Here is a 5990-nt window from a genome sequence, read left to right as displayed (position 1 = left end):
TCGCGCATGCGGCAGCCAGCCACCACCTTCAGCCCATTCGCTCCTCATTCCCGCCTGCGCGGGAATGAGGGAGTTGGAGACGGTAAAGGCAAATTCCCACCGATCTCGGCCATGGCCAGCACTGGACCTGCGCCCCCCCTTTACGTCTTCTGACCTTCCGAGGCGCACGCAGTGAACCTCGTTTCAGCCATCCCAACAGCATGATTGATTTCGGGCAGAGGCGCAGAGACTGCCTGTTCTCCGCGCCTCTGCGCCTCTGCGCGACAAAGCTTTTATTGTATTCAGTTCATTGCCTGGCGGCGCGTGACGTCGCAGCGCCCGGCCCGGCATTTTCGTGGCGGGTTCGGGCTAACACGCCCCCTCCGACAGCCCTGCGGGCTGCCACCTCCCCCACGGTGTGGGGGAGGATCTTGGTGGCCTGCAGAATCCAGAAAGGCGGGAGATCACGCTTCCCGCCTTCCTGAAGCCCTCCCTCATGGCCGAATGTCGTGTGTCCGTTCTGGCGTCAGGCTGCGTCGCCCAGGCCGGTCGCCTCGATCCGCAGGCGGACCGCTTCGGCGGCGTGGCGGGCGCCGAGTTTGCCCATCATCTTCATGCGATGGATTTCCACGGTGCGCGGGCTGATATCCAGGTCGCGCGCGATGGCCTTGTTGCTGCATCCTTCGGCCAGGCGATCGAGCACCTCGCGTTCGCGCAGTGAAAGTCGGGCGATGCGCTGGCGTGCCTCCGCGGCGCGGGCGCGTTGTACGCGGTGCGATTCGGCTTCGTGCGCGGCGCGGCTGATTGCCTCGTTGAGCGGACCGATCTGGTTGGGAATCGCCAGGTAATCCAGCGCCCCCGCCTTGATCGTGCGCACCACCGCCCAGGTTTCCGGGGCATTGCCAATGGCGATAACTGGCAGCCAGTGCCCGGCACGCATCATCGCCGCGATCAGCGCCGGCACCGCCTCTCCGGGCGGATCGTCATGCGCCAAGAGCAGCCCGGTACTGGGCGCGTGCGCCAGCAACTCGTCCGTACTGCCGTAAATTTCGGCATGATGTCCGGCGGCAAAGGCGAGACGAGCAAGCTGTGCCCGGCGGGCAGAGTCGCTATCGAGGATGTGGAGTGTGACACGTTCGACCATGGTGCCGAAGTAACCACTACGGGCTGCTTCCACGCCACGCATGAATGCTTCGAACTGAACGCTTCCTTCGGACTCAAGACCGGTTAGCTGCCCATATTCCTTAGGGAATTCGGCTCCGAAGCGGAGCCAACTATTTGGCTGAAGATCGCCGAGATATGACAACTTTGTTGACCTGCCCCTAAGTGTCCGCCGCACCCCAAGCGGTGGCGTTTCCCGAGGTTTGTTAATGACATATTGCGTTTCGAAACGTGAATTTTCGTCATTAACGCGGCAGTAATGATCCAGAGTGGCACATTATCCGATCAATCGAACCGATAGTCTGGCAGCTGATGGAAAGCGTTGCGCAGCGCCTCGCTCCAGCTGGACGAAATCGCGTTGAAATAGGGATCGTCGGCGCGGATGCGGCGCTGGTGCAGCGGCTCGAACTGGTCGCGCGCGATGACGGTCAGATCGAACGGCAAGCCCACCGACAGATTGGCCGCCACGGTCGAATCGAACGAGACCATCAGCAGCTTGACCGCCTGTTCGAAATCCATGCCCTTGTCATAGCCGCGCAGCAAGATCGGCCGGCCATACTTGGTTTCACCGATCTGGAAAAACGGCGTATCGAAGCTCGCCTCGATGAAGTTGCCTTCGGGATAGATCATGAACAGGCGCGGCTCCATGTCCCTGATCTGGCCCGCCACGATCATCGTCGCGGTAAAGCGCGCGCCCTCGCCCTGCACCGGGCCGGACTGGCGCCCCTCGATCACGCCGCGCAGCAGATTGCCAACATGCGTGGCAACCTGGAACATGGTGGGCTCTTCGAGGATCGACGGGCGCCGCTCGCTGGGCGCCTTGTTGCGCTCCTCAAGCTGGCTGATCACCGCCTGAGTCGTCGCGAGGTTGCCCGCCGTCATGATCGTGATGACCCGCTCGCCCGGCACCGACCAGGTAAAGCTCTTGCGGAATACCGAAATGTTGTCGACGCCCGAATTGGTGCGGGTGTCGCTCATCAGGACGAGCCCCTTGTCGAGCATCATCCCCACGCAATAGGTCATTGTCCGTCCCCGTCCGGCCGGCGCGCGCCGGCCGGTTCCCCACTATCCTACACCTGCGATGCCTGCCGCAATGCCCTTGGCGGCACCGTGGCCTTCACGCAGGGTCTTATTGTTCCATGCGCTGTTGTTCAACGGCCAGGCTGACATGCATCGCTTCGTCACGCGCGCCATAGCGGATGCCGGTGATCGGCGCGCAGGCCGTGTAATCACAGCCAGTCGCCAGGTGGACATAGCGCGCATCGGGGCAGATCGCGTTGGCGATATCGAAGCCGACCCAGCCCAGTCCCGGCACATGGGCCTGCGCCCAGGCATGGCCGGCATCCTGTTCCACCCGATCGTCCATCATCAGGTAGCCGCTGGCATAGCGCGCGGGAACGCCGAGTAGCCGCGCAGCGGCGATGAACACGTGGGCTTGGTCCTGGCACACCCCGCGCCCGGCGGCGAGCACCTGCTCGGCCGAGGTGGCAACATCGGTGTGCCCGCTTTCATAGGCCACCGCCTCGCGCACCAGGGCACTGAGCGCGTGGAGCCGGGCCAGCACGTCTTCCGCCTCTTCGGGCAGGGCATCGACCAGTGCGCGCACGCGCGGGCCGCCCCGCGTCAGTGCGGTCTGCTCGGTAAAATGCCACAGCGGCAGATGGCCGGGCTGCTTGCCCATCACCCCGGCATTGTCGGCTGTCTGGACCACGCCCTGGCTGCGAATCACCACCTCGCGCGCGCCGGGCACGAACGAGATCAGCGTAACGCGGTTGCCGTTTTCGTCGTCGTACGACACCTCGGGCCGCGCGCCTTCCAGTTCGATCTCCCAGAACTCCGCGCTTTGCCCACGGCAGGCCAGCGGGGTGAGGCGCAGGCGTTGCAGCCCGTGGGCCACCGGCGTGGAAAAGGTGTAGCGCGTGGTGTGGCTGATCGCGAGGCGCATGGGCGGCCTTCCCCTTTCCTTATTCGGTAAAGCGATAGTCGCGCTGGATCTGCTGCGCGAGGTGGTTGTTGGCGGCGATGAACTGGCCGATCACCTGGTGGAGCCCGTGCTCGAACACGCCATCGATGGTCTGACTCTTGAGCTGCTCGTGCGTGCGCGCGGCAATCTCGTGCGTTTCCAGCCGATCGCCGTATTCGACCGCCAGCCGATCGAGATAGTCGCGCAACTGGGCATAGCAGAACGCCAGGCTGCGCGGAAAACGCCCGTCGAGCATGAGGAACTCGGCAATGCCGCGCGCCTCCATCCGCCCGGCGTTGAGCCAGCGATAGGCACGGTCCCCGGCCACGGCCCGCAGCACGTTGTCCCACTGCACGTTGTCGAGGCTGGAGCCGACATAGGACAGCGAAGGCAGCAGCACATAGTACTTCACATCGAGCAGGCGCGCGGTGTTGTCTGCCCGCTCGATAAAGCTGCCGGCACGGGCAAAGTAATAGATATCGTTGCGCAGCATCGTGCCTTCCATCGCCCCGCGCACCAGGGTGGACTGGCGGCGAATCAGGTCGAGCACGCCGCCCAGGCGCGTTTCGGTGACAGTGCGGGCCAGTTCCTGCTTGAGGATCATCCAGCTTTCGTTGACCGCCTCCCACACCTCGCGCGTGATGCCGGTGCGAACCATGCGCGCGTTGTGGCGCGCCTGTTCGACCATGCTCAGCACGTTGCCGGGGTTGTCGCGATCGCGCAGGATGAAGTTGAACACGTTGCTGCCGGCATAGTCGTTGCCGAACTTGGCCTGATAGGCCCCCTGCAATCCCAGCGTGACGATGACCGAGCGCCATTCGTCGCTGGCATCGGCGGCGTCGCGGGTCAGCGCCATGCGAAAGCCGGCCTCTACCAGCCGCGCGGTATTTTCCGCGCGTTCGAGATAGCGGAACAGCCAGAAGATGCCGTTGGCGGAACGTCCAAGCATTTTATCGTTTTCCCTTCCGCCTCAATCGTCCAGCACCCAGCTGTCCTTGGTGCCGCCCCCTTGCGACGAATTGACCACCAGCGATCCTTTCTTGAGCGCCACCCGCGTCAGGCCACCAGGCGTGATGTCGATCCCCTGCGGCGAGACCAGCACGAACGGGCGCAGGTCGACATGGCGCGGCGCCAGGCCGGCCTTGGTGAAGATCGGCACGGTGGAGAGCGAAAGCGTGGGCTGCGCGATGTAGTTATCGGGATTGGCGCGCAGCTTTTCGGCAAACACCGCAATTTCCCGCTGCGACGAGGTGGGCCCGATCAGCATGCCGTAGCCGCCCGAGCCATGCACTTCCTTGACCACCAGATCCGCCAGATTGTCGAGCACGTAGGCCAGCGAATCGCTTTCCGAACAGCGCCAGGTGGGCACGTTGGCCAGGATCGGCTTTTCCCCGGTATAGAATTCGATGATCTCGGGCATGAAGCTGTAGATCGCCTTGTCATCGGCAATCCCGGTGCCCGGCGCATTGGCGATGGTGATGCCGCCAGCGCGATAGACGTCCATGATCCCCGAAACGCCCAGCACGCTTTCAGGCTTGAACGACAGCGGATCGAGGTAATCGTCGTCGACCCGGCGATAGAGCACGTCGATCGCCTGCCAGCCGCGCGTGGTGCGCATGGCGACGCGGCCGTTCTCCACCTTGAGGTCGCTGCCTTCGACCAGTTCGGCGCCCATCTGGTCCGCCAGGAAGGCGTGCTCGTAATAGGCGCTGTTGAACGTGCCCGGCGTCAGCACCGCCACCACCGGCTTGTGCCCGCTTGCCGCCGGAGGGGCGCAGGCCGCCAGGCTGCGCGCCAGGCGGCGGGGATAATCGGAAACCTCGCGCACCCGCACCTTGGTGAACAGTTCGGGGAACATGGCCATCATGGTTTCGCGGTTTTCGAGCATGTAGGACACGCCCGATGGTGTGCGGGCGTTGTCTTCCAGCACCATGAAATCATCTTCGCCAGTGCGGACAAGGTCGATGCCGACGATGTGGGTATAGACGCCGCCCGGCGGGGTAAAGCCAGCCATCTGCGGCAGAAAGGCCTTGTTACCCTTGAGCACGCGTTCGGGCAGGCGCCCGGACCGGACGATTTCCTGGCGATGATAAAGATCGTGGAGGAAAGCGTTGAGCGCGCGCACCCGCTGCTCAATGCCCTTCGACAGGCGGCGCCACTGCGCGGCGTTGATGATCCGGGGGACCATGTCGAAGGGGATGAGGCGCTCTTCGGCGTCCTCGTTGCCGTAAACGTTGAAGGTAATCCCGGTCTTGCGGAAAAAGGCTTCGGCTTCGCCCGATTTTCGCCGCAGCAATTCGGGTGGTTGCTCTTTCAGCCACTCGCAATACCCGCTGTAGGCAGGGCGTGTGGAGCCATCGGCTTCAAGCATCTCGTCATAGGACGAGAGCGAGGATTTGGTCATGCAGAACCTCCCGTCTGGCCCATTGCTTGCACACGATTCGGCCGGCCGCAAGCGCCGATGCTGCGCATGCGAAACAATTGAATCCATCGTGGCGCAGGCCCTTGCACAGGGCGATGTGGCGTGGCAGCATCCGCGCCGCGCCGGTTCGCGCCAGTTTTCGTGCGTTTACTGGCAGGAAAACCGATCAGACCGCCCGAAACGGCGAAATCTGCCCCGACAGACTCAGTAGCGCGCGACGAGATCGACAAGCGTGCGGGCCACCTGCGGATGGGCGGCAAAGCCCAGATGGGTCACGCGCAGCGGCACGGCCAGATCGCGCTCGCCCGGCCAGCCGGCCGCGCTGCGCGGCGCGATGATCCCGTCGCGCGGGCTCCACAACGCGATCGTCGGCACCGGCGGCTTGGTGGCGAGATCCTGGGCCATCGGTGCCTCGTCCACGCTGTGGCCCGCAACGATCTGATAGGCGCGCCAGGCATTGTTGGC

5 protein-coding genes and 1 pseudogene are annotated in these 5990 nt (G+C 64.1%); all 6 read right to left on the bottom strand.

From position 1 onward, the window contains the following. Window positions 1-505 precede the first annotated feature (505 nt). The gene (locus H926_RS0121660) at window positions 506-1156 is read right to left on the bottom strand and encodes a response regulator transcription factor (protein WP_237741148.1); all 651 of its coding nucleotides are present in this window, start codon (window positions 1154-1156) and stop codon (window positions 506-508) included. Window positions 1157-1425: 269 nt separating this feature from the next. Next, on the bottom strand, window positions 1426-2163 hold the full coding sequence (locus H926_RS0121655) for a proteasome-type protease (RefSeq protein ID WP_022678113.1): 738 nt from the start codon (window positions 2161-2163) through the stop codon (window positions 1426-1428). Between the two features lie 106 nt (window positions 2164-2269). Continuing rightward, window positions 2270-3085, bottom strand: a complete 816-nt coding sequence (locus tag H926_RS0121650; protein WP_022678112.1) for a transglutaminase family protein — start codon at window positions 3083-3085, stop codon at window positions 2270-2272. 19 nt (window positions 3086-3104) lie between these two features. Further along, window positions 3105-4052 (bottom strand): alpha-E domain-containing protein, encoded by a 948-nt coding sequence (locus H926_RS0121645; protein ID WP_022678111.1) that lies wholly within the window; start codon window positions 4050-4052, stop codon window positions 3105-3107. A gap of 21 nt (window positions 4053-4073) precedes the next feature. After that, window positions 4074-5507, bottom strand: coding sequence for a circularly permuted type 2 ATP-grasp protein (locus H926_RS0121640; protein ID WP_022678110.1), 1434 nt, complete (start codon window positions 5505-5507; stop codon window positions 4074-4076). A 222-nt stretch (window positions 5508-5729) separates the two neighbouring features. Then, window positions 5730-5990 (bottom strand): annotated as a pseudogene (locus tag H926_RS0121635) (alpha/beta hydrolase); the annotation flags it as partial.

Source organism: Novosphingobium sp. B-7, from assembly GCF_000410615.1.
Lineage (GTDB): Bacteria > Pseudomonadota > Alphaproteobacteria > Sphingomonadales > Sphingomonadaceae > Novosphingobium > Novosphingobium capsulatum.
The sequence above is the reverse complement of the archived record's forward strand: the minus strand, read 5'-3'. Positions and strand labels throughout refer to the sequence as shown.

Bases quoted from the DNA above. Each gene is read 5' to 3' on its own strand.
- H926_RS0121655 (WP_022678113.1), bottom strand. From the start codon at position 2,163: ATGACCTATTGCGTGGGGATGATGCTCGACAAGGGGCTCGTCCTGATG.
- H926_RS0121640 (WP_022678110.1), bottom strand. From the start codon at position 5,507: ATGACCAAATCCTCGCTCTCGTCCTATGACGAGATGCTTGAAGCCGAT.
- H926_RS0121650 (WP_022678112.1), bottom strand. From the start codon at position 3,085: ATGCGCCTCGCGATCAGCCACACCACGCGCTACACCTTTTCCACGCCG.
- H926_RS0121645 (WP_022678111.1), bottom strand. From the start codon at position 4,052: ATGCTTGGACGTTCCGCCAACGGCATCTTCTGGCTGTTCCGCTATCTC.